The organism is Paenibacillus gorillae, from assembly GCF_000513275.1.
Taxonomy (GTDB): domain Bacteria; phylum Bacillota; class Bacilli; order Paenibacillales; family Paenibacillaceae; genus Pristimantibacillus; species Pristimantibacillus gorillae.
Genome location: NZ_CBVJ010000144.1, coordinates 1 through 24,716, shown reverse-complemented (window position 1 = coordinate 24,716; position 24,716 = coordinate 1). Strand labels below are relative to the sequence as shown.

Sequence of the window (24,716 nt, the reverse complement as noted above, 5' to 3'; positions counted from 1 at the left end):
AAAAAAGCTTGCCCCGCATTTTGCGGGGCAAGCCTTTTTCCATTCCATATTACTTAATAAAGCCAAGCAGCATCTCGCGGATCACTTTCGCCGCAACGATCTGCGTTTGCTCAGTCGGGTCGTAAGCCGGAGCTACTTCAACCAAATCGCAGCCCACTACGTTAACACCGGAACGCGCGATTGCGTGAACAGCGTCGATAAGCTCCTTGGACGTAATGCCGCCCGCTTCTGCTGTACCTGTACCTGGCGCTGCGGAAGGATCAAGCACGTCGATGTCGATCGTCAAGTATACCGGACGGCCTTCCAGCTCCGGCAATACTTTTTTCAGAGGCTCAAGCACTTCGAACGGATGGAAGTTGATGTTCTCCTTGGCAAACTGCCACTCTTCGCGTGAGCCGGAACGGATACCGAATTGGTAGACGTTCTTGCCGCCGATCAGGCCAGCTGCTTTGCGCAGCGGTGTGGAGTGGGAAAGGGGCTCACCTTCATACGATTCACGCAGATCGGCGTGAGCATCGAAGTGGATAATCGCAAGATCCGGATACTTCGCATAAACCTCGCGGAAGATCGGCCACGATACGAGATGCTCGCCGCCGAGTCCTACCGGCATTTTGCCGTCAGCCAATACGCCGCGAACGAATTCGCCAATGATGTCGAGGCTTTTCGCCGCATTGCCGAAAGGCAGCAGCAAATCGCCAGCATCAAAATATTCAATATCTTCAAGGCTGCGGTCGAGGTATGGGCTGTACTCTTCTAGGCCGATCGATACCTCGCGAATACGCGGAGGGCCAAAGCGCGAGCCGGGACGGAAGCTGACAGTAAAGTCCATCGGCATGCCGTAGATGACAGCTTTGGAAGCCGCATAATCCTCAGAGCTCAAAATAAAAACGTTGCCGGAATATTTTTGATCCAATTTCATTAGGAAAAATCCTCTCTCTATTTAATAAGGTCTTCAACAAATTTAGGCAATACGAACGCGGCTTTGTGAAGACGCGGTGTATAGTATTTCGTATCCAGCTCCGGAATCGACGCTTCGTCTACCGCAGTCGGATCGTATTTCTTGCTGCCCATCGTGAACGTCCAGAGGCCGCTCGGATAGGTTGGAATGTTCGCGCCATAGACGCGCACGATCGGGAACACTTCCTTCACATCTTTGTTGACGCTTTGGATCAGGTCAGCTTTAAACCAAGGGTTGTCCGTTTGCGCAACGAAAATGCCGTCTTCCTTCAGTGATTCATAAATGCCTTGGTAGAAACCGCGGGTAAACAGGTTTGCCGCTGGGCCAACCGGCTCCGTAGAGTCGACCATAATGACATCGTATTCGTTTTTATGATCATGAATATGCATAAAACCGTCATTCACAAGCACTTCGACACGCGGGTTGTCGAGCTCGCAAGCGATTGTCGGCAAATACTTTTTCGAATACTCGATTACTTTCCCGTCGATATCGACGAGTACTGCTTTTTTCACCTTCGGATGCTTCATAACTTCGCGGACTACACCGCCATCGCCGCCGCCGACAATGAGTACATGCTCCGGATTGGGATGCGTCGACAGAACCGGATGGGCAACCATCTCATGATATACGAATTCATCTTTCACTGTCGTCATGACCATACCGTCTAGAACGAGCATCGTGCCGAACTCTTCCGTCTCGATCATATCAAGCTGTTGGAAATCCGTTTGTTCGTTCACATACGTTTTCGTGATCTTCGCCGTAATGCCGAAGCTTTCGGTCTGCTTCTCCGTATACCACATTTCCATGTCGATGAATCCCTTCTTTCATTCGATAGTTCACCCTGTATTATAGTAGTTCGGGGCAAAAAAGCAACCTTTTATAGGCTTTGCACGCCTGAACCAATTTTCCGCTTCTGGTTCCGCCTTAATACGATGAGATTAACCGCGTTTTTATTTCCCTCGATAGCGCGAAATGGTGAATATCGACGCTCCCGTTTTTCCATACTAAGGAAAAGCAATGTTATTCGAAGGGAGCCCGCTCCATGAAGAAGCAGCAGCCCCGGCCGGGCAAACCGCGCCGCATCTCTTATTTCCCTATATTAACTGAAAGATTGTTGCCTCGGATGATGAAGCTGCGGAAAAAGCTTCGCTGGCCGCTCGCTGCGCTGCTCGCGCTGATGCTGCTCATCGGCGGAACGCTGCTCTATTTGCGTCTGCAGACGCTGCCCGTTGCCTCCATTAGCCAAACGTCGCAAATGCTTGATATACAAGGTCAAATTATCGATACCTTTCACACGGGTGAAAACCGGCGTTCCGTTCCGCTGGCAGATATCTCGCCTTACGTCGTCAAAGCGACGCTCGCAATTGAGGACCGCCGCTTCTATGATCACAAAGGCTTTGACTTTAAAGGATTGGCACGGGCGATCGTCGTCAACGTAGAGTCGCTCTCCGCCAAGCAAGGAGCAAGCACGCTCACCCAGCAGCTTGCCCGTAATTTGTATTTGACGCATGAGAAGACCTGGCAGCGCAAAATTAAGGAAGCAATGTACACCGTTCAATTGGAGATGAACTACTCCAAGGATGAAATCATGGGGCTGTATTTGAACCAGATTTATTATGGGCATGGAGCATACGGTATTGAAGCCGCGGCTCAGCTTTATTTTAATAAGAAAGCATCCGACTTGACGCTTGCCGAAAGCGCCATGCTGGCCGGCATTCCGAAGGGGCCGAAATACTACTCCCCGTTCATGGATATGAAGAACGCGAAAGATCGTCAGCATGTTATTCTCAACGCCATGGCCAATGCCGGAGACATTAAGCAAGCAGAAGCAGACGCCGCTTACGGAGAGATGCTGACATTTCAGCCTCTCGGATCGGGTGATCAGAGCGGCTTTGCTCCCTATTTCAGAGATTACATCCGCTACATTGCTGTAGATAAGCTGGGCATTAATGAGCAGCTGTTGAACGAGGGCGGAATTACAATCTATACAACGCTGGATTCGACCGCACAGCAAGCGGCGGAGGATGCCGTCAAGAACGGCATGAAGGGCAGCGAGGAGCAGCAGGCTGCACTCGTGTCGATTGACCCCCGCAACGGCTATATTAAAGCTATGGTAGGCGGACGCGACTATAAGAAGAACCAAATCAACCGGACGCTGATGAAAACGAGGCAGCCAGGCTCGTCCTTCAAGCCGATCCTTTATTTGACGGCGCTGCAAAGCGGCTATATGTCACCTGTTACCCGATTTAAAAGCGAGCCAACCTCCTTCAGCTACGATGAAGGGCGCAAAGTATACGAGCCGCGCAATTACAACGAAAAGTACTTCGAGGACTTTATCGATATGCGCACGGCAATCGCCAGTTCGGATAACATCTATGCGGTCAATGCGATCATGACCGTTGGCACAGATCGGGTCATCGAGATGGCCCGCAAGCTGGGCATTACAAGTCCGATGCAGCCCGTTCCGTCGCTTGCCCTAGGCACATCACCAGTCAGCCCGATTCAAATGGCATCGGCGTTTGGCGTATTCGCTAACGGGGGCGTGCGCGTCGAGCCCATCGCCATCCTCCGTATTACCGACCGCAGCGGCAAGGTATTATATGAAGCGGAACGTAAAGAAGAGAAGGTCGTCGAGCCTGCTTACGCCTATGTCATGACAAGCTTAATGGAAAGCGTCTTTGACAACGGCGGAACTGCAAGCCGGATATCTTCCCTCATTAAAAGACCCGTCGCAGGCAAGACCGGAACGACGGCTACCGATGCATGGCTGGTCGGCTACACGCCGGAGCTCGCAACTGCCGTCTGGGTAGGTTATGACAAGGATCGCAAACTAACCGTTGCTGAAGCTCATCGCGCAGCTCCAATTTTTGCAAACTATACAGAGAAGGCACTGACAGCCGTACCGCCGAAAATCTTCCCCGTTCCGCCTGGCGTCGTCAATGTCTATATTGATCCAACAAGCGGCAAGCTGGCAGCAGCTACCTGCCCCAGCAAGCGGCTGGAATCTTTCGTCAGCGGAACCGAGCCGATCGAGGTATGCGGACAGCCTGCGGAAGGCGGCGCAGATAACGGAACCGGTGGAGCTGCCGGAGCTCCAAGCGACACGGGCAAAAATGAGCTGGTGGAATGATTTGAAGCGGTGGTGGAAAGATTAATTACGATATCGCATCGTGATCGAAGTATTTTATTAGGAAGGCAGAGCCTCCAAAAAATAACGATGTACATTTCGATCTATATCGATATAATAAAATGCATGGATACTTTAACTGTGATCAAAGCGTTGTCCAACGAAACCAGGTTCCGAATACTGGACTGGCTGAAGGAACCCGAGAAGCATTTTGGTGCTTTGGCCTATATGCATCAAGGCTGTGACTTCGAAGGCGGAGTCTGCGTTGGCGCAATTGCCGAGAAATCGGGACTTGCCCAATCGGTCGTTTCCGGTTATTTAGTGAAGATGCAGAAATCCGGTTTACTGGAATCCAAGCGCCACTGTCAATTTACGTACTATCGGCGCAATGAAGCTGGCATTAACGCGTTCAAGGAATCCTTTCTTAAAGAGCTGTAGCAACAGTTGATTGGATTCCTTTTTTGACGCGAACTAATATCTATTTTTCATAGATATATATTATTTAGGATAAAAGGAGAGAAAACCTATGTCTACAAGCCGTACATCAATTCAATCATTGTTTCAGCCCTTTCAAGGTGCCCCGTTGTCTCTGTCTAACCGAATTGTAATGGCCCCTATGACCCGCTCTCATTCTCCAAATGGCATTCCTGGCGACAATGTGGCAGGCTACTACAGAAGACGTGCGGAAAACGGTGTCGGTCTGATCGTGACAGAAGGAACGACAATCAACCATCCTGCAGCTTCTGGAGACACGAACATTCCAAACTTCCATGATGAGAAAGCGCTAGAAGGCTGGGCGCAGGTCGTGAAAGAGGTTCATGAGGCTGGCGGGAAAATCATTCCGCAAATTTGGCATCAAGGCATACTGCGTTCAGAAGGCCAAGGTCCTCATCCCCAAGCGCCATCCGCAAGCCCTTCCGGGCTAAACCTTGCAGGCGAGAAAGTCAGCGAACCATTGTCCGTCGATGAAATTCAATCCATCGTGAAAGCTTTCGCCCAAGCGGCCGCCGACGCGAAGCGCATCGGCTTCGACGGAATCGAGCTGCATGGCGCTCACGGCTATTTGATCGACGAGTTCTTATGGGAGCAAACGAACCAGCGTACCGATGAATACGGCGGCGATCTCGTGAAGCGTACACGTTTTGCTGCGGAGGTCGTTAGAGCCTGCCGCGAAGCAGTTGGCCCCGACTTTCCGATCGTGTTCCGGATTTCCCAATGGAAAACAAGCTTCTACGATGCCAAGCTTGCGACTGATTCCGAACAGTTGAACCAGCTATTGCAGCCGCTGGTCGAAGCAGGCGTTGATATTTTCCACTGCTCCACCCGCCGTTTCTGGGTTCCTGAATTTGAAGGTTCCGATCTGACATTTGCAGGCTGGGTGAAAAAACTGACCGGCAAACCAACGATTACAGTCGGATCCGTCGGTCTCGACAACGACTTTATTAACGGCTTCATGGGCAATGATGCCGGAACGAAAGATATGGACGAACTGACCGATCGCCTGGAGCAAGGACAATTCGACCTTGTCGCCGTCGGCCGTGCCCTGCTTGTCGATCCCGCTTGGGCTGCCAAAATTCGTGAAGGACGCTTTGACGAGCTCTTGCCATTCACACCTGCATCATTCGGTACACTCAGCTAATTTAATCCTCCTTTCTAAAGAAGCGGCCGCACTCTTATATGGAGCGGCCGCTTCTTTCGTTTTTTACAAATATTGAAGCCAGCCTTTGCCCAAATATGGCGGAACTATGATCAAAATATGAATTTTCTTTGAACATCACCCGTATACTATGGTATAGTGTATGTAAGAAAGCACTTACAATTTAATGGGAGTGTTCATTATGACAACCAAAACAGCAACAGTGAGCAGTATTCAACCATCCTCTCTGGCAGCCGTGAAGCGCTTGGTCTCGTTGATGACCGCCTTCGCATGGACCGCATTGTCGATCGGCGTTCTGTTGTGTCTCATAAAGCTCGGCCATTTCAGCGAAGAGAATGTCTTGCTTATGCTCGGCATTGGCTTCCTCGTAGGCAGCGTGTTCATATTTGTTATCGGTACGGCGATCGGTCTCGTTCATGCGAGAATGAGCGCAGCTCTTGCCGAGAAAGAACATCAGTCCCCGCCGGAATAATGATTTATTACAGCTCGGCTCCCGTCTACATACGGGGGCCGTTTTTGTTTTTTTGCGTTGACGTCCAGTATCGGACAAGCAGACGGTCAAGCGGCTCTTGACATTGTTGCCCGAAGTCTCCCCTTCAACCGCCGAAACCCCTATTTTCCACTGTAAAAAAGGACGGTTTTTCCTTTTGTGAAATAGCTATGAACGAGCGGTGTCGAACTCGTGAACTTTCTATTACAGAAAAAAGACGAATTGTTGACGTAATTGTTAAGGCAGCAGTTATTCCACCGGAGTTCTGGTAATGTTAAAACCAAGAGTAAACCTGAGGAGTTGAATGAACTTGAAACCGAAAATTCGTCTTTTGACCTTTGCGCTCATCATGCTGATGGCCGTTCTGTTGACGGGCTGCAGCGAGCAAATGATCGTGCTGGATCCGAAAGGACCGATCGGCGAATCGCAGAAAGACTTGATCTACCTATCCGTCATTCTTTGCGCGATCGTACTCGTTCCGGTATTGCTGCTTACCGCCTTCATCGTATGGCGCTATCGCGACCGGAAAGACAGCAAAGCTTCCTATAAGCCAAACTGGGAGCATAGCACGAAGCTGGAAATTATCTGGTGGGGCATTCCAATTATTATCATCGCCATCCTGGGCGTTATTACGGTGAAATATACGTATGAATTGGAGCCTTCCAAACCGTTAGTCTCCGATAAGGCACCGCTGGTTATCGAAGCGACGTCGCTGGACTGGAAATGGCTGTTCACGTATCCGGAAGAAGGCATTTCCACTGTCAACTACATTCAAATCCCGAAAGACCGGCCGATTCAATTTAAAGTAACGGCTGACCAAGCGATGAATTCGTTCTGGATTCCGCAGCTGGGCGGACAAATCTACGCCATGTCCGGCATGGCGATGACGCTGCATCTGCAAGCTGACGAACCGGGCTTGTATTACGGCTCTGGCGCTAACTTTACCGGCGAGCTCTTTGCCAAAATGACTTTTGATGTAAAAGCGACTTCGGATGAAGAATACGATGCGTGGGTAAAAGAAATTAAAAGCAATTATCCCGCTCTAACAGAAGACGGCTTCAAGAAGCTGACTGAAAAGGGAGCTTCCAATCAGCAATTTTTCTCCTCCTTCCCTGAAGGACTGTTCGATCGAGTTGTGAAGCAATACATCGGCAAAGGCGGCACCGGGCATCATCACGGTGGCGGCAGCACGGAAGCCGAAGCTTCGAAAGATGCTGCGAAAGCTAATGAGCATGAGCAACATGAGGGTATGAGTGATAAAGAAATGAGTGAAATGGAAGGTATGGATCACGGAGCTGTGAAGACTGCATCCGGTGAACATGCAGGACATTAGGATATAATGAAAGGAGAGGCCACATGTTTCAGAATTTTATCGACTTTATGCTGAATGACTTTTTCGTCACAGGCGATCCGCTGATTCTCGGCGCACAAGTCTCAATCGCGCTTGCTTCGGTCGCTGTCGTGTTCGTCCTTACTTATTTCAAAAAATGGCGCTGGCTATGGACCGAATGGCTGACGACTGTCGATCATAAGAAGATCGGCATTATGTACATCATCGCCTCCATTCTAATGTTGTTCCGCGGGGGCGTCGATGCCCTGCTGATTCGGACGCAGCTTGCGCTGCCGAATCTAGAATTTTTGCACGCCGATCACTATAACGCCATCTTTACTACGCACGGCGTCATTATGATCTTGTTTATGGCGATGCCGCTTATGTTCGGTTTATTCAATATCGTCGTACCGCTCCAGATCGGCGCGCGTGACGTTGCATATCCGTTCTTGAACTCCTTGAGCTTCTGGCTGTTCTTCTTTGGCGCCATGCTGTTCAACGTATCGTTCGTAATCGGCGGTTCGCCGGATGCGGGCTGGCTCGCTTATCCGCCGCTCTCGGAGCTTTCGGGCAGTCCGGGTGTAGGCCAGGATTTCTATATCTGGGGTATTCAGATTTCCGGTATCGGGTCTCTGGCGTCCGGCATCAACTTTGTCGTGACGATTCTGAAGATGCGTGCACCGGGCATGAAGCTGATGCAGATGCCGATGTTTACTTGGTCGGTTCTGTCATCTTCCGTAACGATCATGTTCGCTTTCCCGATTCTGACCGTTACCCTGTTCCTTCTCTTCATTGACCGATATCTCGGGGCGCACTTCTTTACGCTTGACGGCGGGGGCAATCCGATGATGTATATTAACTTGATATGGATGTGGGGTCACCCCGAGGTCTATATCGTTATACTGCCGGCCTTCGGTATATTCTCTGAGATCGTATCCACCTTCTCGAAGAAAAAACTGTTCGGCTACAAATCAATGGTATTCGCGCTTATGTCGATCAGCTTCTTCTCGTTCTTCACATGGGCCCATCACTTCTTCACAATGGGCTCCGGTGCTAACGTCAATGCGTTCTTCGCCATAACGACGATGCTTATCGCAATACCGACAGGGGTAAAAATATTCAACTGGCTGTTCACGATGTTCCGGGGACGGATTACGTTCTCGCAGCCGATGCTGTGGACGATCGCCTTTATCCCATGCTTTATCGTCGGCGGGATGACGGGCGTTATGCTCTCCGTTGCACCAGCCGACTTCCAGTTCCATAACAGCTACTTCCTGATTGCCCACTTCCACCAAGTGCTGATCGGCGGCGTCGTATTCGGTTACTTCGCAGGCCTGTACTACTGGTGGCCGAAAATGTTCGGCTTCAAGCTGCATGACGGTATCGGCAAATGGGTGTTCTGGCTGTGGAATATCGGTTTCTATGTCTGCTTCATGCCGCAATATGCACTTGGTTTGATGGGCATGACACGCCGGTTCAACGAATACAACTTCGACATGGGCTGGCAGCCGCTTAACGTCGTGTCGACTATCGGCGGTTTCATTATGGGTCTTGCCTTCCTGTTCCAGGTATGGCAAATTGCGCACAGCATCAAGTTCTTCAAGAAAGAAAAAAGCGGCGACGCTTGGGATGGCCGCACACTGGAATGGTCGATTCCATCGCCTGCTCCAATGTACAACTTCGCACGCGTACCGGTTGTTACTAGCCAGGACGAGTGGTGGGAAGAGAAGCAACGCATTGCTAATGGCGGCAAGCCTAAGCCGCTTGCGCCGCTGGAACCGATTCATATGCCGAAAAACTCGGCAATTCCGTTCATCATGTCGGTCTTCTTCTTTATCGCGGGCTTTGGCTTCGTATGGGGCTGGACTTGGATGATTGTACCAGGACTGCTCGGCGTAGCCATCTGCATGATCGCTCGTTCGTTCAGCTATGACACCGACTTCTATATCCCTGTCGATGAAATCGAACGGACAGAAGCAGCTGCGTTAAAGGGGGCTAACTAGATGGCACACACTGCAACATCCTCGCATGACAAGGGCCATGGCCACGGTCATGACGGACATGATCATCACGATCATGAATCAATCAAAGTATTCGGCTTCTGGCTGTTTCTCATAACTGACGTTATTCTATTCGGTACGTTGTTCGCTACCTTCGCCGTGCTCCGCTTGAGCACGGACGGCGGACCAACGCCGGATGAGATGTTCAAGATGCCTGGCGTAATCGCTGAGACGTTCATCTTGCTTACAAGCAGCTTCACCAGCGGTATCGCCGTTCTCCAGATGCATAAAGGGAACAAGAAAGGCCTTATCGGCTGGCTGGCTGTAACAGCACTACTCGGTGCATCGTTTATTTTCCTCGAGGTTTACGAGTTCATTGAGCTTGTACATGAGGGTGTAACGATCGGCACGAGCGCTTACTGGTCTGCTTTCTTTACGCTAGTCGGTACGCACGGACTTCACGTATCGGTTGGCTTGATCTGGATGGTCGGCTTGATGATTCAGCTGGCAAGACGCGGCATCACGCCGGTTACGCAGCGTAAAGTAAACATTATCAGCCTGTATTGGCACTTTCTCGACGTCGTATGGATCTTCGTCCTTACGGTCGTCTACCTGATGGGGGTGATGTAGGATGAGCAACCACGATCACAACGCACATGGTGATGCGAACGCGCACGGCTCGATGAAGTCCTACATCATCGGCTTCGTGCTCTCGATTGTTCTTACGATACTGCCGCTCGTCATCGTTCTGAACGATCTGATGAGCAAGACAGCGACGATCATCTTCATCCTGATCATGGCGGCGCTGCAATTTGTAGTCCAGCTGTTCTTCTTCATGCACATTCGTGATGAGAAGAAGCCGCGGTTCAATATGATCGCGCTTATTTTCGGCTTAGTCATTCTCCTTACGGTCGTAGCCGGCTCCATCTGGATCATGGCATACAACGTAGTTGGCTAATAGGAATTTGCAGAAAAACGAAAGCCCTCTCGGATAGATTGCCGAGATCGGCTTTCGTTTTTTCATGAAGGAGGAGGATTTCTCCATTTCCCTTCCAATATGCTATGATATGAAATGGACAACTTATTGCGGTCAGGAGGCTTATTAACGAATGAAACGAACCTACATGAAATTGACTTTTGCTTTGGTTACAGCGCTGGTCTTGCTGGTGACGGCAGGCTGCGGTGGCGGCAGCAAGACGCCGCAAAACGAGGCGGCGGGGTATAATGACCCGTCTAATCCCATCGTAACGATCGAAATGGACAATGGTGACAAAATTACGGTCGAGCTGTTCCCTAAAGTAGCGCCTAATACGGTGAACAACTTCATCTCGCTCGTACAAAAAGGCTTCTATGACGGCTTAATCTTCCATCGTGTTATCCCAGGCTTTATGATTCAGGGCGGTGATCCGGAAGGCACTGGCACGGGGGGCCCTGATTATGGCATTAAAGGTGAATTTACATCGAACGGCATCCAGAACGACTTGAAGCATACACGCGGCGTCATCTCGATGGCTCGTTCTGAGATGAAGGACTCAGCCGGCTCCCAATTTTTCATTATGGCTGCTGATTCTCCTCACCTTGACGGCAGTTACGCTGCTTTTGGACAAGTGCTGGAAGGCATGGAGACTGTTGATGCGATTGTCGCTCAAAAAACCGGTGAATACGATCGTCCACTGACCCCGATGGCGATGAAAAAAGTAACGGTTGACACGAAAGGTGTCACTTACCCGGAACCGGAGACGGTTGCGAAGTAATACACCATATGCACACGAAAAAGAGAGAGCCGATGGCAGTGACTGCCGTTCGACTCTCTCTTTGTTTAGATTAGAGCCCCCGCTCCTCCACTTCAATACCCTGTGGCAAAATGAGCGTGAGCTTTGAATGATACGACTCCGATACGATACCCGTGTTCTTCTGTTGGAAGCTTCCGATCATCACATACATGGTGCTTCCGACCATATCCGTGCTAATAATCGACTCCGGCTGCTTCATGGGCTCTACGGCCCAATACTGCACTTGCCCTAACAGCTTCACATCGCGAACTTCAGCTTTATCCAACTGCACCTGTTCAAAGGATTGAACAACGATCTTCTTCACCGTCTCTGGTACTTTAACGGCCTCCGTCTTCACGACAGCAGTCCGCTCCGTAATTTGAAGGGACTGGCGAAACTCCCCCAGCAACCCCGTCGAAGTCAGCGATACCATCGCAACGGCTCCAACTCCAAGAACCGCTACAAAAAACACGCTCATCCAATCGTAACGCATAACTGTCCGTTGTGTACCTGCCAGCCACAGGTACAACAGCAGCTCCGCGCCCAGTAATATAAAGACAATGGGCGCCACCCAAAGCAGCAAATTAACGGAGTCCCCGCCATTCCAAATAGAGACGGCGATCGCTGCTCCTAGAAGGAGAAGCGTTACTCCCATCGATAATGAACCTACGCGCCAGGCCTTCATGAGCGCTCCTCCTTATCCCATTCGGGAAGACGGGGAGGCGCTTCAGAGGGAATACTTCCCGAGCCAGCCTTGAAGCCGCCGCCGAACACCAGCCGCAGCCCTGCTGCAATCATGACAAATGCGACAAGCGCCGTCGGCAAGTTGTACTTGAGTTTCATAAACTCCCGGTAGACAGACGGCCAAGTCTGAGAGATATAAGTGCCCATAACTTGATCAAACAAATAGTAGGCGCCCAGCACAAGCAAAGCAAGGCCAATCCACTTCTGATAAGGAGCCAGTTGTGCGACTACCGCCTGATCCTTTAACTGGTCGCGTTCATAGCGCGACATCTGCTGCAGCGCATCGAAGAAAGCGAAAAACCAGAACAGCGGCATCAGGAAAAGGAAGATCGACAGCCGCAAGGAATCCATTAGGAAGATGGAGAGCAAAAAGCCGCCCATAATTTGCAGGCCGCGCTTTTGCAGCCCCAAGTACAAGTGCCCTGCGCCGGGAAACAGCGACAACGTTGCCGCCAGCACTTTATTTTTTTTGCCGGAGCCGATATGCTCCTCCAATTCCTCAAAGAAAGGTCTGTCGTCGATCGTCTCACCGCGATGCTTGCGCTGCAGCTGCTGCACCGCATCAAATAGCGTATAGATCCAAATGACAGGCAGCGCCAGCAGGAAAACAAGGAAGCTGCCCGTATTCGTAACAATGCTGATAAAAATCGTAATCGCTAACAAACCTACGAAAGCGACTAGAAAAGCTAAACCCCTCTGCAGCATACCCATCGCCATATGACCGACACCCGGTACGAAGGAAAGCAGGATGGTTCGCGTTTTTTCCCGTTGCTGCTCATAAGCGTATTGACTAGCCTCCCACCCCGGGCTCATACCCGGATCAGCGCCATAAGGCGAAGCCGGCCGCTGCTGTCCCGCTCCATTGAGCAGAGAGACAATCATATCGATCATATTGATGATCCAGCTCGCAGCGGCGATGAACAATATAACGACGGCTTCACCATGCAAAGAGCCGTTGGTTCCCAGAAGAAAAACAATCCCCAGCGAACCAAAAAAACTGCCTCCATACAATACGAACCGGACGAACCTTCCCAGATAGGCATGTCCAAAGCCCGGGAAGAAAGATAAGAAGAAAGCCGTCAATGGGCTTTTATTTCCTTGCATCGTTTAATCATCTCCTTTTTCGTACAATCAATGATTTATTTAAACCGGCTTTTCTCGATACCCTTCAGCCAGCCCAGCGTTTGATCTACCATCCGGTCCGACCAGGAGCCGTCCTGCCGTTCTTCCTCTGCAATCGGGACAATAACCGGTTCCTCCCCGGTCTCCAGCATAACCCTCGTATGCTCATCCATCGCCATCATCCGCTCCGCTACGCCGTTAAACGTGCCCGTACCAAGCAGCAGCAGTGTAATAGCGGCCGCAGCCCCGAAATGAACGGCCGGATGCTGGAGCCACGTACGGCGCCGGTAAGGCTTCTCCTGAACGATACGCCGCGGGAACAACATTCCGCTCAACCTGCGTCCCATTTGCTCCATATCCGGCATATCAGATACATCTGCGCCGTTTGCAGCCGTAACCGTTTGCGCAGCCTCTACCGCTGTCATGAACAGCTCCAGACAAACGTCGCACTGCGCCATATGGGCCTCTACTCTCTCACGCTCTGTTTCAGGCAGCACGTCGCCGACATAGAGATGCATAGTCGTGCTGTCTGCATGCCATTCCTGTTGCTGCTGCGGCTCCATTTGCTCAGTTTGCCTTTTATCCTCCAGTTCGGCCGGATCTTTGCCTGTCCCGCTCATTCGAAGTCCTCCTTCCGCCAGTTCCGCTTAATCCAATTCCTCGCCCGGTAAAGCCTTGATTCTACGCTTTTCCGTTCCAGCCCCGTATCGGCAGCAATCTCTTCGTACGATTTATTCTCCATATAATAAGCCGTAACAACCTCACGGTAGTTGTCCGGCAATTGCTGAACCTGCTCTCTTACCTGCCGCCTTCCTTCCCGCTTTATAGCGGCTTCCTCTGCGGCAATTTCTGTGTTCGCAGCAAGCAGATTCGCTTCTTGCCCGTCCATGTCCTCCATCGGCTGTTCCGGCTTGCGTGCTTTACTGCGATTCCAATCGATCGCGCGGTTGACTGCAATGCGGGTCATCCATGTTTTGAAGCCATCCATTCGGCATTCCGGGAGGGAGCGATAGATGAGCATCAGCACTTCCTGCGTCACATCCTCCGCATCATGCGGCGAACGAACGATTGCATACACTGTTCGATATAAGTATGGACCATACGTATGTACTAACGATTGAAACGCCGCAGGCCCGCCGTTTTGTACGGCTTTGATCCATGCCTCGTCCTGAATCTCGCTCTCCTCCCTTCCCAAATACTATAGACGTAGGGAAATGCTCCAAACCCTGCACTTTATCCAAAACTTTTTTTCAAATACACAAAAAAAGACCGGTTGCGAGATTACTTCAGCATAAACGCCGTTAAGTAATCCCGTCACCCGGTTCTTTATTCCATCAATAGGCTAGCCCAATGGATTTGTAAGCATTGGTGTCAGACGCCACCGAAGTCAGCAGAAAATGTGCGACATCGGCACGCGATATCGATTTGCCGCCTCTTGGCACCCCGCTATCCGTCTGACGGTAAATGCCCGTCCACCGCTCATCCGTCAACTGCATCGGACGCGCTACCGTCCACTCCAGGCCGCTTTCAAGCAGCAGCTCATAAGAGTGAAGATGATCCGCCAGCACATGCCGAAGCACACGGTTCATTATATAACCGCTCAAGCCCTTCAGCTCGCCGTGAATACCAGCCGAAGCGACATAAGCAACCTTTATGACACCATGCTCCTTCATGCCCTCAATAATGTTGTACATCACATCGGACATGAGTGTCGTCTCGCCAAGCCCTTGGCTGCCGACGCAGCAAATAACGGCGTCCTGCCCGGCTATCTCCTGCTTCACGTAACCGAGATGGAGCGCATCGCCGGCAACAACGGTTAATCCGGGATGATGGCCGAGAATAAGCCGCTTCGGCTCACGAACATATGCGGTCACTTGATGTCCCGCATCGAGCGCTTGGCGAACGACCTTCCGTCCAATTCCGCCGCTGGCTCCGAAGACGACAAGCTTCATTATACGCTCTCAGGAGCTAGCGCCTGCTTGAGCTCATCAGAGGAATGGTTCCACCACTCTTCGTTATGCTCGACTAGCAGCTTCCGCAGCGCTGCCTTCTCCTCGGCAGCAAGCTCTTCCAGCTTGATCTTGCGCTTCAGCGCAGCATCCAGTTTGTTAACATGGTCAGGCAGGATTTTCCATCCCCGGCGTGCTTCCTTATCAATCAGCATCTCACAGGCTGTAACACCCGCGTATTGCGTACCTGCATCCGTGCGCTCCACCGCAACCCATACAACCCAGCATGTTCTGCCGTTTGGCGTATTGGCCTTATCCGGGCTAAATTTAATGCCCTTCTCCACCTTGCTTTTGGCATGCATCGCTCCGTCATCGATATAAGCAACGCCCTCATCAATAATCACGCAGGATACTTGGCTCAAATCGATTGTGCCCGCTCCAAAGCCTCTATGTGGTTTGTTGCTCACTACGTTGAGCGACAACGATTTCTTTTCCTTCTTCTCCGGCTGTTGTTCCGGCTGTCCTTGCTGTTCAGTCATGGCTTTTCCACCTTCCCCGTACAATAATTACATTTTAGCTAATAATCCGTGAAAAGCCAACATATACATGCTGTAGATGCTTGTCAACGGGAGGGAAACGTTCAATGACTCCACGCCACGTCAAACGTTTATTGCTATTCACGCTCACCGCCGTCCTGCTCGGCCTGTCGATCCAGCAGGGCTTCGGCCACGCTTGGCAATCCCAATATACATACGCGCTCGCCCCTGCCGCCAAAGCTGTGCCGCAATCTGTTCCGACATCGGCCAAGCCGTCTGCCGCTGCTCCTGCCGCTCCCGATATTCCCGAAGCCAAGCCCCAGGCGCTTAGCAAGAGAGTCGTCGAGTACCACATCAACGTCGCGCTGCAGAATGACTCCCGCTCCTTATACGGTGAGCAGACGGTAACTTGGACCAATCCGGGGAAAAAAACGGTGTCCGAGCTCTATTTTCACCTGTACCCGAACGCTTTCCTTAACGACAAGACCACGTTTATGAAGGAATCGAAGGGCAAGCTCCGGGAGGACAAGGCAACATCGGCCAGCCAGGGCTACATGAAGCTGAACGCTTTGGAAACGATGGAGGGCGAAAGCCTCCTGCCGCGTCTTCATTATGTCCAGCCTGATGACGGCAACACCAATGATTTTACACTGGCCAAGCTTAAGCTTCCTGTCCCGGTCGCACCCGGCAAGTCGGTAACGCTATCTATGAGCTTTGAGGTCAAACTGCCTGAAGTGTTTGCGCGGATGGGTTACTCCGGTTCCTTTGTCATGGCCGGGCAGTGGTTCCCGAAGCTAGCCGTCTACGAGACGGCTGACATGCGCGGCAGAACCTCCGAGGGCTGGAACATTCATCAATACCATGGCAACTCGGAATTTTACAGTGATTTCGGCATTTTTTCCGTCAACATTCAAGTGCCGGAGTCTTACACGGTAGCCGGAACCGGATTCCAGACCAAAACGCCGGTCAGCACCGGTAAAGGCGAGCATGTGTACCAGTTTTACGCGGATGATGTCCATGACTTCGCCTGGGCTGCTTCTCCCGACTTTGTCTATGTAGAGGATACGCTCTCAGGCACCGGCATTCCCGGCGTACGCATCAAGCTGTACCTCGATCCGGCGCATGAAGCGTTCAAAGACCGGTACATGCATGCGGCCAAGTCAGCGCTGACCAAGTATGCGCAATGGTACGGCGATTATCCCTACTCAACACTATCGGTCATTGTGCCTCCGAAAGGTGCCAACGGAGCTGGCGGCATGGAGTACCCGACACTTGTTACCGCATTCGCCGCCGAGAACGACAATCCCGGCTACAGCCTGGAGCGGACCATCGTTCACGAGATTGGTCATCAGTATTGGTACGGCATGGTCGCCTCTAACGAGTTCGAGGAAGCATGGCTTGACGAAGGGTTCACCTCGTACGCCGAAGACAAGGTGATGGAAAGCGAGTATGGCGTCATTCCGAATTTGCCGCTCGAAGCCAGCTACATAACGAATCCGGCACCGCTCAAGTACCCTTCATGGGCGTACGATAGTCATAATCACTACGCCGAAAACGTATATATGCGGGCCAAGCTGGTACTGGTCGGCATCGAGAACCAGATCGGCACCCGTATGATGCAGAAAGTCATGCGGACCTACTTCCAGAAATATAAGTTCAAGCATCCATCCAGCGGCGACTTCCAACGGGTTGTTGAGCAAGTTACGAAGCAGAAATGGCATGATTACTTCAATCAATTTGTATACCACAATCAAATGGCCGACTTTTCCATCGAAGCCGTGCAGGTTCGTCCAGTCGAGCAGGACGGGAAGCCGATGTTCGAATCCACGGTGCTGGTGAAGAAGAACGGCGGCAATATCGGTTCAGTTCCGATTGTTATGCAATTCAAGGACGGTACGAGCATGAGCAAAGAATGGGATGCGCAGGATTCGCATATCCAATACAAAGTCGTCCATGACTCTCCACTCGCTTGGGCAGCCGTCGATTCGGAGTACCGCAACGTGCTAGACAACAAGCATATCAATAACTTCATGCTTGCTGAGCTGCCGGAGACAAAGCGCACGCGCTGGAATCTCAGCATTGCCAAATTAATCGAAGGGCTGCTCGGAACGCTGAGCTGGTAGGAGGGATATTCCTTGAAAATGCATATGAAGCAAGGCTGGCGACTGGCAGTCAAGCACATGAATATTATCATTCTATTGTTTCTGTACCAGCTGTTATGGGGCTTCTTCCTTTACCGGTTCGTCGATTCGGTCGTCACGCCGCTTCTGCGGCGTTTCCCGGGCGATGCGCTGCCTCCTTCGGCAGTCCGGCTATTTTTTAGCGAAGCCCAGTTCCAATTGATGAAGACAGACCTCATTCATCCTTATTTATGGATGTTTGGCGGGTTATTCCTAGCCCGCATGCTGCTTACGCCGCTGTTCAATGCCGGATTATTCTACTCCCTGCACCATGCAACTGATGAGAGCGGAACGAAATTCATTGAAGGCATTCGCAGCACCTGGAAGCCGGTTATGCTGCTCTACTGGGTCAAGACGCTTCTTGCCTTGGCGCCGGCATGGTGGCTTCTGCCGGCGGGGCTCCAAGCGCTGCTGAAAAGCGGCACGATGGGCAGCCTCCTGCAAACGGTATTGCCTGGAGCCGCTGCATGGCTGCTGTGGAGTGTACTGCTCCATCTGCTGGTCCTCTCTATGCAGTTCGGCGCCGCTTCTGGCAGCGGGGTATTCAATACCCTCTGGCATGCAGTGCGCCATATCGCCCCCTTCACCGGGGTCTCGCTGCTTATGTGGGCCATTGGCATCGGCATCGCGCTTTGCGTCACTAGCGTTTCCTTAATCTGGGCTGGGCTGTTTGCGTTAATTCTTCATCAAGGCTATCATCTCATTCGAACGATGATGAAAGTATGGACCATTTGCGCACAATACGATTGTTTGCAGTCGAGGACGCAGGAATAACATCGAATAGGCAGCAAATATGCAAGCGCCGGGGTAGTCCCCGGCGTTTTTTTGGGCTTTTGGCAGCTTGTCACGCCTGTCTGTCTGCTCTATTATAAAAATTAGAAGTATTAGAATTGAAGCATCACTTTTATCACTGTCGAATGCCGTCTATGCTTGTCCTTCCCTTGCCATTGCTGGCTTTGTTACCTCCGAATTCCTGCCGCGTTCTGTGCTTGTACCCGCTTACATGAGAGCACTCTCTTCGATTGCTCCACATATTCTCTCTTCTTCACACATAGTAAATTAAATAGTTATTGATTTTTTAATCGTCGTACCCCATAAAAGCACATAATCAGTCAATGAAATTAATGAAAACGCGTGTTTTTGGCAAAAGGTTACATGAGAATTATTAGAATTTGCCAGTTGGAGGAGGAGATTTGCGAAAAAAACGAATATTTCCCAAGTACATAAAAAGCTTGCCTAATTCCTTGTACTGGAAACGGGGGAACCACTCTGGGTGAATTGATTTCGACGTCTGCACCGGCCGCGCCGGGTAAGCACGGACGCCTGAGAAATCATAGGGATCCTTCAACCGAACCCCACAGCTAACCTCGTCGGCATCGGAAGGGGCTTTACCGTTTTGAAAAAGGTTACTGCAATGCTAGCTGGACTCCTGTTGCTACTCGCTTTTCAAGCAGGCAGCGTGTTCGCGGATTCCAAAATGGACGGCATTATCGATGATGTTATCGGTACGCCATATCTGATGGGCGGCACGTCCACGAAAGGCTTTGATTGCTCGGGATTCACATCCTATGTTTTTGAGAAAATGGGAATCGAGCTTTCTCGCACTTCCGGTTCTCAAGCTCAAATGGGTAAAAAGGTTGCAAAAAGCGACCTGAATGCTGGCGATCTCGTATTCTTCAATACGAATGGCAAAAGCATTTCTCATGTCGGCATCTATGTCGGCGATGGAAAGTTTGCCCACTCTTCGTCCAGCAGAGGCGTTACAATTAGTAAACTTAGTGACTCCTATTACGAGTCTCGTTATGTAACCGCTCGTCGTGTTATGGATACGACTACTTCTGAGAAATATGCTGACGAACAATAGAGCCCGCTTACGCGGCTTCATCCTGTGAAGTGCGTCGGAAGGTCTCACTAACAAAGCCGCAAGCCGTATGTCCTCTGGGCAGTACGACTTGCGGCTTTGTTGTTGTATTGCCAGATGGTTACCTGTTTCTTGACGTCGAGGCGCTACACCTCTCCCCAGAAAATCTCGGTTTGATAGTCGAAGCTTACGTGACCGGTCACATTCGTACGTTCGAAGAGCTGACTTAGCTCCTCCTTCAACCGCTCATGGTTGGGTTCTCCCTCTGCAGGTACGTAAGATGAAGAAAGCGCCCGGCCGAGCAGCTCCTCGCGGTTCAACAATTGGCCATTCGTAAATGTCGCTTCCTGCATTCTGTTCTCGCGGAAGAACGTCCGCAGCTGATCTGCCGAAATGTTCTTATGAGTCATTTGCTTATAGTCGGTGCTATAAAGACGCAGCAGCTCCTCATACCCTTCCAGGAAAGGCGTACCGCTTGTAAGCCTGGAGTTCCAGATCAGAGCTGCTTTGCCGCCAGGCTTTAGTATGCGGTGAAATTCGGCTTGAGCTGCAGGCCGGTCAAACCAATGGAAGGATTGTGCGCATACGATAAAATCAACCGAGTGCTCCGGCAAGCCCGTCGTCTCCGCAGCAGCGGCAACAGATCGGTAGTTCGGCAAGCCGCCTAATTCCTTATCCGCCGCTTCCCGCATCGCCTGATTGGGCTCGACAGCAATAACCTCGCTGCCGCGCTCCAGCAGCAGCTTGGAGAAGATCCCCGTGCCTGCTCCAAGATCAGCAACTTGTGAGCTGGCATTCAAGCCCACGTCAGAGTACAGATAGTCAAGCGCTTCGATCGGATAACCCGGACGATACTTCACGTAGTTTTCTACCCGGTTCGAAAATCTCTCTTTGCTATTGCTGCTTCCCATTGACTTCACGCTCCCATTCGATAAATTCCAACCGATTGCCGAAAGGATCATTGGCGTAAAAACGTTCCAATCCCTCACCCAGCCTGCTGTCGTCCGCAATTGTCTCAACACCGTGTGCCTGCAGCCAGCTTTGCAAGGCTGCAATATCTTTTACCCTGAATGCCGGATGCGCCTTCCTCGCAGGAACAAATTCCGGCTGCACGCCGATATGCACCTGATGCAGGCCGCATTGAAACCAAACACCGCCCCGTTTCTGTAGCACAACCGGTTTTTCAAGCTCTTGCCAGCGTAACAGCCCGGCATAGAACGTCCGCGCCTCCTGCTCACACCCCTCCGGCGCCGCCAGCTGTACATGATCAATTCCCGTGAATGCGAAGGCCACAATCATCGCCGCCTTTTCGAGTCATGTCGTAGTGGTTTCTTGGTGTTGTTCTCTACACCCAACCCCATTATTAGTTTCATTAAGTGAAACTATGTTTCATTTTATATATCTATTTTCTATTATAGAGAAATTCTTAGCAGTTTTCAACCCAACATGGACGTTAGAACTACATTTGACGTAGCTCCTCCTCCCACCTTCTCCCCACCCTGCCCATAACGAACCGCCTTCGCTATCTAGCGAACTAACTTTCGCTACAGTTACTACCCTGCCACTCCCTCACTGCTGCAACGAACAAAAATGCGCTATTCGAGAACTCAGGTTCCCGAATAGCGCATTTTGCTTCGCTGTAATCCTATATGATGATCATCAATTGCCTTCCAACGAACTTTGCTTCGTTAATCAGCGAAGCCAGTTCGCTATTTACCTTCTCACCATTCCAAGCGCCCGCGAGCATGCTGCCGTCTGCCAAACACCAGCATAACCAGCAGTATCGCAAACAGCAAGATGATTGATCCGCCTAGCATCCATAGCGTGTTGCCTGCACCAAAGCGATCCATCATCCAGCCCGTCAGCCTCGGGAACAATGCACCGCCCAGCCCCCCGGAGGCAACGAGCAGGCTCGTCGTTCGCTCGGTCATGCCGGGAATCTGCTCATTCGCATAGACGAGAGCGATTCCAAACACGCCTGAGAAGAATAGACCGCTCAGACCGATTAACACAATCATCGTGGTCAGCTGGCCTGTAATCGCCATGCCCACGAACACGACAGCCGCTCCCGCCGTCGCAAACAGCAAATAACGGGAATACCCTGCCCAGTCTGCCAGACGGCCGGCAAACAACCGGCCAGCAATCATCGTCCCCCAGAACAAGCTAAGCGCAGCGGGTGCGCTGGCCGCCGCGACATTGGATTGCTCGATTAGAATGGACGGCAAATAGTTGGAGAAACTCATCTCCATTCCGACATAGACCATGAAGAATAACGAGCCCAGCAGTAAAAACTGGCAGCGTTTGCGGGTGATAGCCTAACAAGCCGCCTTTTCGAACACCTGCCGAGGTATTATTGTCTTGGCTCCGTTCCATGCTAACAGCCCCTTGCGGCGGCTGATCGCCAAGCCGTCCATGAAAGCTGATCCGGTCGTCAATCTCGCCTCCGAACTGCATCGTCAGCCACAGGATGAACATAATACCCGACATCGCGGCCAACACTGGAAAAGAAAGCTGCCATATATCATGGCGTATAAGCAGCCCTGCCATCGTCGGCATCAGAAAAGCACCGATTCCGAAAAAGGTTTCCACCCGGCTCATAGCCGATGCTTTGCCGTTCTGCGTCGCCATGTCGATAACCATTGCCCCAACGACCGCTTCCGTCATGCCAAAGCCAAAGCCGGCGAAAGGCGCTATTGCGAGCATTAGGCCCCATGGAGGCAATAGGCTGTAAGCCGCCTCGCTTATTGTGAGCAAACCGATGGCAATCAGCACGCCGCCTCTTTTGCCCACTTTCGAAGTAATGGTTGGTGCGATCAGCACACCGACGAGAAATCCGAGAAACTGATTCATAATCCATTGTCCGCTGTCCCTGTAAGACAGTCCGTACTTCGCCATCATTTGCTCCAGCACAGCTCCGCCAATGACGTGAGCCAGGCCGATTACCAGATAAGACAAGCATCCGAGCCATAACAATTTCCGCATGTCATTAAAATCTCCTTGAAAGGATAGTCCTTCTAACGAACGAAGGAGCGTATAATAATAAAGCCTATTGTTTTCGATTGTAAAAGGAACAGGAATCGCGATTACCAGCCTCGCGTCCTTCAAAATCTTCTATAAAAGGGAGCTGTCGTCCCATGACTGAATTATTTTCCGGCTTGCCATCCTTACATTATAAACCACTGCCAGCCGTTATGACCATCATTCCGCTGGAAATTCGTTATGCTGAGCAAATTTGCAGCTGGAGCTACGAATCGCCATACCGTCTCTATGAATGGCCAAGCTGGCATCAAATGAAACAGGACGGAATCGAATTCGGCGATCCCGTCCTCAGACAGCAGCAATATAGGGCCATCGTCAACAATGACCAAGAGCTGATTGGCTTTGCGCAGCTGTTTCCGATGTCAGGCGTCACGAGGCTCGGCATGGGTCTACGCCCCGATTTATGCAGCCGGGGTCTTGGCGCCGTTGTCGCCGCCCTCGTCTCGCAAGAGGCGCTGCGCCTGCGCCCAGATTGCACGGTAGATCTTGAGGTGCTGATCTGGAATTTCCGAGCCATTCGCGCCTACGAGAAAGCAGGCTTCCGTATTGACGATACCTATATCCGTCCTACGCCCCGCGGTGCCGCTTCGTTCCACTGCATGGTTTTTCGAGCCTCATTCTTAATCCGTGTCTGGCGCCTTTATGTCAGCAAATAGGATAAGTCCAGGACCAGCGAGCACCGATATCGTCCGAATCCACGCATGCGACTCCAGATCGGTGTAGACGCGTGATACGATCGTCGGCCGTAACTCACTCAGCTGTACAAGATTCGGGACAAAATACGGCCGCCAGCTCCAGTTCGCTCCTCGAAATTCATCCTCCTGCCGCCATTCCTGATCCGTTATACGCGAAAAGTTGGAGGACAGCTGAATGCCGTCATCACGACATAGATAGACACGGATACAGTTGTCCTGAAGCTTGGGAAGCAGCTCGCGAATCCACACATCCTTGTGCTCATAATAGCCTTGCTCCTGCACCATAAGATCAATCTGAGCGGCAAGCTGCCGGGATTGCTGCTGCCAATATTGCTCCGACAGAAGATGCTTGCGCAAATGCGCATCCAGTTCCTCCTCCAGCAGCGGAGCAAAACGGTGCACAGCTTGGAACTCCGGTTCTGCTCGCGAGAAAAGAAAGCCCTGCACATAACGTGCGCCTGCCTCAATCGCCCGTTCCAGGTCTTCTCGTGTCTCGACACCTTCGGCAAGCAGCGAAGCGCCGATCTGCTCTGCAAGCGCAGAGAAGGAGCGCAGAGCTCCCAGATAGCCGTCATGAGTCCCGCTCCGTTTGATCATATGCATATCAATTTTCAGGATATTCGGCTGGATATGGGCGATCCGTCCCGTGCTGCTGAAGCCGCTGCCCACATCATCAATTGCAATTAAACAACCTCTGGACCGATAAAGGTCGATGACCTTGCGCAGCTCCTCTCTGGAGCCGTGGAACGCTTCTTCCGTAATCTCGATGACGATCCGGCGCGGATCAATACCGTATTTATCAATGAGGCTCAGTGTGTACAGCTCACCTGCATCGGAATAGCGCTGAATCCAATTAGGTTTTAAATTAATGAACAGCAAGGGAGGCGAATCATTCTCGCTAAGTTTACTCATGGCCTGCTCTCGTAAAATACGATCTACTGCAATATGATCCTCATCCGCGACGGATGCATCGCCAAAGAAAGGCCCCAGACTGCGTACCGAGCCTTCTTCCGAGCACGCCCTCCCTAACACTTCATAACCCGCAATTTTCCTCGTATCCATCGCTATAATTGGTTGATAGAACGCAGCCAAGAATTCATTGTCCAAGCCGAGCGCTTTCGGCAAATCATTACTGGTAATGGTCATTGCGCTCTCCTCTGCGTTATATGCATGTTATATTTTCTTCCATCAATATTGTTCTCATTCTATATGATTCGACAATAAATGTAAATAAGCGACAGAATCTCTGCCGCCTG

General features: G+C 51.3%; 26 protein-coding genes and 1 riboswitch. Of the genes, 13 read left to right on the top strand and 13 right to left on the bottom strand.

The features are described 5' to 3' along the window. Positions 1-49: 49 nt before the first annotated feature. Entirely contained in the window at positions 50-919 is an 870-nt protein-coding gene (gene speB, locus TY10_RS27375) for an agmatinase (protein ID WP_042171081.1), read from the bottom strand. A gap of 17 nt (positions 920-936) precedes the next feature. Next, positions 937-1,764 carry a polyamine aminopropyltransferase gene (gene speE, locus TY10_RS27370; protein ID WP_042171079.1) on the bottom strand — a complete coding sequence of 276 codons (828 nt, stop codon included), beginning with the start codon at positions 1,762-1,764 and terminating at the stop codon, positions 937-939. A gap of 236 nt (positions 1,765-2,000) precedes the next feature. Between speE and TY10_RS27365 the strand changes: the two genes are divergently transcribed. The 9 genes from TY10_RS27365 to TY10_RS27325 all read left to right on the top strand — a co-directional run bounded on the left by TY10_RS27365 (position 2,001) and on the right by TY10_RS27325 (position 11,316). Then, positions 2,001-4,088: a transglycosylase domain-containing protein gene (locus TY10_RS27365; protein WP_337588394.1), complete on the top strand. Its 2,088-nt coding sequence runs from the start codon at positions 2,001-2,003 to the stop codon at positions 4,086-4,088. 123 nt (positions 4,089-4,211) lie between these two features. After that, entirely contained in the window at positions 4,212-4,523 is a 312-nt protein-coding gene (locus tag TY10_RS27360; RefSeq protein ID WP_042171151.1) for an ArsR/SmtB family transcription factor, read from the top strand. An 88-nt stretch (positions 4,524-4,611) separates the two neighbouring features. Further along, positions 4,612-5,724: an NADH:flavin oxidoreductase gene (locus tag TY10_RS27355; RefSeq protein WP_042171074.1), complete on the top strand. Its 1,113-nt coding sequence runs from the start codon at positions 4,612-4,614 to the stop codon at positions 5,722-5,724. 199 nt (positions 5,725-5,923) lie between these two features. After that, the gene (locus TY10_RS27350; RefSeq protein WP_042171073.1) at positions 5,924-6,214 is read left to right on the top strand and encodes a hypothetical protein; all 291 of its coding nucleotides are present in this window, start codon (positions 5,924-5,926) and stop codon (positions 6,212-6,214) included. Positions 6,215-6,536: 322 nt separating this feature from the next. Continuing rightward, on the top strand, positions 6,537-7,565 hold the full coding sequence (cyoA, locus tag TY10_RS27345; protein WP_081735524.1) for a ubiquinol oxidase subunit II: 1,029 nt from the start codon (positions 6,537-6,539) through the stop codon (positions 7,563-7,565). Between the two features lie 23 nt (positions 7,566-7,588). Next, positions 7,589-9,565: a cbb3-type cytochrome c oxidase subunit I gene (locus TY10_RS27340; protein ID WP_042171071.1), complete on the top strand. Its 1,977-nt coding sequence runs from the start codon at positions 7,589-7,591 to the stop codon at positions 9,563-9,565. After that, a complete protein-coding gene (gene cyoC / locus TY10_RS27335; RefSeq protein ID WP_042171070.1) occupies positions 9,566-10,192 on the top strand; it encodes a cytochrome o ubiquinol oxidase subunit III in 627 nt (208 codons plus the stop codon). Position 10,193: 1 nt separating this feature from the next. Continuing rightward, positions 10,194-10,520 (top strand): cytochrome o ubiquinol oxidase subunit IV, encoded by a 327-nt coding sequence (cyoD, locus tag TY10_RS27330; protein ID WP_042171068.1) that lies wholly within the window; start codon positions 10,194-10,196, stop codon positions 10,518-10,520. Between the two features lie 151 nt (positions 10,521-10,671). Then, on the top strand, positions 10,672-11,316 hold the full coding sequence (locus tag TY10_RS27325; protein ID WP_081735523.1) for a peptidylprolyl isomerase: 645 nt from the start codon (positions 10,672-10,674) through the stop codon (positions 11,314-11,316). A gap of 70 nt (positions 11,317-11,386) precedes the next feature. Here the strand turns inward: TY10_RS27325 and TY10_RS27320 are convergent, their stop codons facing one another. The 6 genes from TY10_RS27320 to TY10_RS27295 form a co-directional block, all read right to left on the bottom strand. Further along, positions 11,387-12,019: a hypothetical protein gene (locus tag TY10_RS27320; RefSeq protein ID WP_042171065.1), complete on the bottom strand. Its 633-nt coding sequence runs from the start codon at positions 12,017-12,019 to the stop codon at positions 11,387-11,389. Then, positions 12,016-13,182 carry a hypothetical protein gene (locus tag TY10_RS27315; RefSeq protein WP_052350810.1) on the bottom strand — a complete coding sequence of 389 codons (1,167 nt, stop codon included), beginning with the start codon at positions 13,180-13,182 and terminating at the stop codon, positions 12,016-12,018. The genes TY10_RS27320 and TY10_RS27315 overlap by 4 nt, the downstream gene beginning before the upstream one ends. 35 nt (positions 13,183-13,217) lie before the next feature. Next, positions 13,218-13,820, bottom strand: coding sequence for a zf-HC2 domain-containing protein (locus tag TY10_RS27310; RefSeq protein ID WP_042171063.1), 603 nt, complete (start codon positions 13,818-13,820; stop codon positions 13,218-13,220). Beyond that, the gene (locus tag TY10_RS27305; RefSeq protein WP_042171060.1) at positions 13,817-14,395 is read right to left on the bottom strand and encodes an RNA polymerase sigma factor; all 579 of its coding nucleotides are present in this window, start codon (positions 14,393-14,395) and stop codon (positions 13,817-13,819) included. Before TY10_RS27305 ends, TY10_RS27310 begins: the two co-directional genes overlap by 4 nt. A 139-nt stretch (positions 14,396-14,534) precedes the next feature. Then, on the bottom strand, positions 14,535-15,152 hold the full coding sequence (locus tag TY10_RS27300) for an NAD(P)-dependent oxidoreductase (protein ID WP_042171057.1): 618 nt from the start codon (positions 15,150-15,152) through the stop codon (positions 14,535-14,537). After that, positions 15,152-15,688, bottom strand: coding sequence for a YwhD family protein (locus tag TY10_RS27295; RefSeq protein ID WP_042171056.1), 537 nt, complete (start codon positions 15,686-15,688; stop codon positions 15,152-15,154). Before TY10_RS27295 ends, TY10_RS27300 begins: the two co-directional genes overlap by 1 nt. A gap of 104 nt (positions 15,689-15,792) precedes the next feature. On the opposite strand from TY10_RS27295, the gene TY10_RS27290 reads away from it, so the two are divergent. The 3 genes from TY10_RS27290 (at position 15,793) to TY10_RS27280 (ending at position 19,729) form a co-directional block, all read left to right on the top strand. Continuing rightward, positions 15,793-17,808, top strand: a complete 2,016-nt coding sequence (locus tag TY10_RS27290; protein ID WP_042171054.1) for a M1 family metallopeptidase — start codon at positions 15,793-15,795, stop codon at positions 17,806-17,808. A gap of 18 nt (positions 17,809-17,826) precedes the next feature. Further along, positions 17,827-18,639 (top strand): hypothetical protein, encoded by an 813-nt coding sequence (locus TY10_RS27285; RefSeq protein ID WP_042171140.1) that lies wholly within the window; start codon positions 17,827-17,829, stop codon positions 18,637-18,639. A 449-nt stretch (positions 18,640-19,088) separates the two neighbouring features. Continuing rightward, positions 19,089-19,256, top strand: a riboswitch (cyclic di-AMP (ydaO/yuaA leader). A gap of 5 nt (positions 19,257-19,261) precedes the next feature. Continuing rightward, positions 19,262-19,729: a C40 family peptidase gene (locus tag TY10_RS27280; protein WP_238328074.1), complete on the top strand. Its 468-nt coding sequence runs from the start codon at positions 19,262-19,264 to the stop codon at positions 19,727-19,729. A gap of 143 nt (positions 19,730-19,872) precedes the next feature. Here the strand turns inward: TY10_RS27280 and TY10_RS27275 are convergent, their stop codons facing one another. The 4 genes from TY10_RS27275 to TY10_RS30095 all read right to left on the bottom strand — a co-directional run bounded on the left by TY10_RS27275 (position 19,873) and on the right by TY10_RS30095 (position 22,708). Next, the gene (locus TY10_RS27275) at positions 19,873-20,637 is read right to left on the bottom strand and encodes a class I SAM-dependent methyltransferase (RefSeq protein WP_042171048.1); all 765 of its coding nucleotides are present in this window, start codon (positions 20,635-20,637) and stop codon (positions 19,873-19,875) included. Then, positions 20,621-21,019 carry a VOC family protein gene (locus TY10_RS27270; protein WP_042171136.1) on the bottom strand — a complete coding sequence of 133 codons (399 nt, stop codon included), beginning with the start codon at positions 21,017-21,019 and terminating at the stop codon, positions 20,621-20,623. Before TY10_RS27270 ends, TY10_RS27275 begins: the two co-directional genes overlap by 17 nt. 428 nt (positions 21,020-21,447) lie before the next feature. After that, positions 21,448-21,951: an MFS transporter gene (locus tag TY10_RS30100; RefSeq protein WP_162160697.1), complete on the bottom strand. Its 504-nt coding sequence runs from the start codon at positions 21,949-21,951 to the stop codon at positions 21,448-21,450. Further along, positions 21,890-22,708, bottom strand: a complete 819-nt coding sequence (locus TY10_RS30095) for an MFS transporter (protein WP_052350807.1) — start codon at positions 22,706-22,708, stop codon at positions 21,890-21,892. The genes TY10_RS30100 and TY10_RS30095 overlap by 62 nt, the downstream gene beginning before the upstream one ends. Positions 22,709-22,860: 152 nt before the next feature. Here TY10_RS30095 and TY10_RS27255 point away from each other — a divergent pair, with 152 nt between their 5' ends. Then, positions 22,861-23,421: a GNAT family N-acetyltransferase gene (locus TY10_RS27255; protein WP_042171046.1), complete on the top strand. Its 561-nt coding sequence runs from the start codon at positions 22,861-22,863 to the stop codon at positions 23,419-23,421. Here the strand turns inward: TY10_RS27255 and TY10_RS27250 are convergent. Beyond that, positions 23,386-24,606: an EAL domain-containing protein gene (locus TY10_RS27250; protein WP_042171043.1), complete on the bottom strand. Its 1,221-nt coding sequence runs from the start codon at positions 24,604-24,606 to the stop codon at positions 23,386-23,388. The two genes, TY10_RS27255 and TY10_RS27250, sit on opposite strands and share 36 nt — an antisense overlap. Positions 24,607-24,716: the final 110 nt, after the last annotated feature.

Coding starts and splice junctions, on each gene's coding strand:
- TY10_RS27350 (WP_042171073.1), top strand. CDS start 5,924: ATGACAACCAAAACAGCAACAGTGAGCAGTATTCAACCATCCTCTCTG.
- TY10_RS27325 (WP_081735523.1), top strand. CDS start 10,672: ATGAAACGAACCTACATGAAATTGACTTTTGCTTTGGTTACAGCGCTG.
- TY10_RS27340 (WP_042171071.1), top strand. CDS start 7,589: ATGTTTCAGAATTTTATCGACTTTATGCTGAATGACTTTTTCGTCACA.
- TY10_RS27315 (WP_052350810.1), bottom strand. CDS start 13,182: ATGCAAGGAAATAAAAGCCCATTGACGGCTTTCTTCTTATCTTTCTTC.
- TY10_RS27310 (WP_042171063.1), bottom strand. CDS start 13,820: ATGAGCGGGACAGGCAAAGATCCGGCCGAACTGGAGGATAAAAGGCAA.
- TY10_RS27290 (WP_042171054.1), top strand. CDS start 15,793: ATGACTCCACGCCACGTCAAACGTTTATTGCTATTCACGCTCACCGCC.
- cyoA (WP_081735524.1), top strand. CDS start 6,537: ATGAACTTGAAACCGAAAATTCGTCTTTTGACCTTTGCGCTCATCATG.
- cyoC (WP_042171070.1), top strand. CDS start 9,566: ATGGCACACACTGCAACATCCTCGCATGACAAGGGCCATGGCCACGGT.
- TY10_RS27365 (WP_337588394.1), top strand. CDS start 2,001: ATGAAGAAGCAGCAGCCCCGGCCGGGCAAACCGCGCCGCATCTCTTAT.
- TY10_RS27320 (WP_042171065.1), bottom strand. CDS start 12,019: ATGAAGGCCTGGCGCGTAGGTTCATTATCGATGGGAGTAACGCTTCTC.
- TY10_RS27300 (WP_042171057.1), bottom strand. CDS start 15,152: ATGAAGCTTGTCGTCTTCGGAGCCAGCGGCGGAATTGGACGGAAGGTC.
- TY10_RS27355 (WP_042171074.1), top strand. CDS start 4,612: ATGTCTACAAGCCGTACATCAATTCAATCATTGTTTCAGCCCTTTCAA.
- TY10_RS30095 (WP_052350807.1), bottom strand. CDS start 22,708: ATGCGGAAATTGTTATGGCTCGGATGCTTGTCTTATCTGGTAATCGGC.
- TY10_RS27295 (WP_042171056.1), bottom strand. CDS start 15,688: ATGACTGAACAGCAAGGACAGCCGGAACAACAGCCGGAGAAGAAGGAA.
- TY10_RS27255 (WP_042171046.1), top strand. CDS start 22,861: ATGACTGAATTATTTTCCGGCTTGCCATCCTTACATTATAAACCACTG.
- TY10_RS27285 (WP_042171140.1), top strand. CDS start 17,827: ATGCATATGAAGCAAGGCTGGCGACTGGCAGTCAAGCACATGAATATT.
- speE (WP_042171079.1), bottom strand. CDS start 1,764: ATGGAAATGTGGTATACGGAGAAGCAGACCGAAAGCTTCGGCATTACG.
- TY10_RS27250 (WP_042171043.1), bottom strand. CDS start 24,606: ATGACCATTACCAGTAATGATTTGCCGAAAGCGCTCGGCTTGGACAAT.
- TY10_RS27275 (WP_042171048.1), bottom strand. CDS start 20,637: ATGGGAAGCAGCAATAGCAAAGAGAGATTTTCGAACCGGGTAGAAAAC.
- cyoD (WP_042171068.1), top strand. CDS start 10,194: ATGAGCAACCACGATCACAACGCACATGGTGATGCGAACGCGCACGGC.
- speB (WP_042171081.1), bottom strand. CDS start 919: ATGAAATTGGATCAAAAATATTCCGGCAACGTTTTTATTTTGAGCTCT.
- TY10_RS27360 (WP_042171151.1), top strand. CDS start 4,212: ATGGATACTTTAACTGTGATCAAAGCGTTGTCCAACGAAACCAGGTTC.